At 50.0% G+C, this 1,799-nt stretch carries 2 rRNA genes (1 of these 2 running past the window's edge); both read left to right on the top strand.

Annotated features, from left to right (window positions below):
• Window positions 1-1,644: ribosomal RNA gene (locus AC1RO3_RS07730) — 23S ribosomal RNA — on the top strand; it begins 1,375 nt to the left of the window's first position.
• An 85-nt stretch (window positions 1,645-1,729) separates the two neighbouring features.
• Window positions 1,730-1,799, top strand: a 5S ribosomal RNA gene (gene rrf, locus AC1RO3_RS07725); the annotation flags it as partial.

Below are 1,799 nucleotides of genomic sequence, written 5' to 3'. Positions count from 1 at the left end.
GGTGGAGCGCTTAGAAGTGAGAATGCCGGTATGAGTAGCGAAAGACAGGTGAGAATCCTGTCCACCGAATGACTAAGGTTTCCTGGGGAAGGCTCGTCCTCCCAGGGTTAGTCGGGACCTAAGTCGAGGCCGAGAGGCGTAGACGATGGATAACAGGTTGAGATTCCTGTACTAGTTATATTTGTTTGAACGATGGAGGGACGCAGCAGGCTAAGGAAGCGCACTGATGGATATGTGCGTCCAAGCAATAAGTCTGAAGTTGAGTTAAATGCTTAACTTTAAGGACAAGTTGTGATGGGGAGCGAAATTAAGTAGCGAAGTAACTGATGTCACACTGCCAAGAAAAGCTTCTAGTTAGAATATAACTACCCGTACCGCAAACCGACACAGGTAGTCGAGGAGAGTATCCTAAGGTGTGCGAGAGAACTCTCGTTAAGGAACTCGGCAAAATGACCCCGTAACTTCGGGAGAAGGGGTGCTGACCGAAAGGTCAGCCGCAGTGAATAGGCCCAAACGACTGTTTATCAAAAACACAGGTTTCTGCAAAATCGTAAGATGACGTATAGGGGCTGACGCCTGCCCGGTGCTGGAAGGTTAAGAGGATGAGTTAGCTTCGGCGAAGCCCAGAATTGAAGCCCCAGTAAACGGCGGCCGTAACTATAACGGTCCTAAGGTAGCGAAATTCCTTGTCGGGTAAGTTCCGACCCGCACGAAAGGCGTAACGATTTGGGCACTGTCTCAACGAGAGACTCGGTGAAATTATAATACCCGTGAAGATGCGGGTTACCCGCGACAGGACGGAAAGACCCCATGGAGCTTTACTGTAGCTTGATATTGAGTGTTTGTATAACTTGTACAGGATAGGTAGGAGCCGTAGAGACCGGAACGCTAGTTTCGGAGGAGGCATTGGTGGGATACTACCCTCGTTGTATGAACACTCTAACCCTCGCCACTAATCGTGGTGGGAGACAGTGTCAGGTGGGCAGTTTGACTGGGGCGGTCGCCTCCTAAAAGGTAACGGAGGCGCCCAAAGGTTCCCTCAGAATGGTTGGAAATCATTCGCAGAGTGTAAAGGCACAAGGGAGCTTGACTGCGAGACTTACAGGTCGAGCAGGGACGAAAGTCGGGCTTAGTGATCCGGTGGTTCCGTATGGAAGGGCCATCGCTCAACGGATAAAAGCTACCCTGGGGATAACAGGCTTATCTCCCCCAAGAGTCCACATCGACGGGGAGGTTTGGCACCTCGATGTCGGCTCATCGCATCCTGGGGCTGTAGTCGGTCCCAAGGGTTGGGCTGTTCGCCCATTAAAGCGGTACGCGAGCTGGGTTCAGAACGTCGTGAGACAGTTCGGTCCCTATCCGTCGCGGGCGTAGGAAATTTGAGAGGAGCTGTCCTTAGTACGAGAGGACCGGGATGGACATACCTCTGGTGTACCAGTTGTTCTGCCAAGGGCATCGCTGGGTAGCTATGTATGGATGAGATAAACGCTGAAAGCATCTAAGTGTGAAGCTCACCTCGAGATTAGATTTCCCATTCCTTTATGGAAGTAAGACCCCTGAAAGATTATCAGGTAGATAGGTTGGAAGTGGAAGTACAGTGATGTATGGAGCGGACCAATACTAATCGGTCGAGGACTTAACCACAAAGTGGTGTGAAACGGTGTACGGCTTAAAAATCAATGATAAATATTAGCTAGTTTTGAGAGAATAAGTTTTCTCAAAAAAAGAGTGTGGTGGCGATAGCAAGAAGGATACACCTGTTCCCATGTCGAACACAGAAGTTAAGCTTCTTAGCGCCA

The sequence above is a fragment of the Dellaglioa sp. CoH-57-MRSF-19 genome (assembly GCF_056781975.1).
Note: the sequence above shows the minus strand (reverse complement) of the source record. Positions and strands in the feature narration are given on the sequence as shown.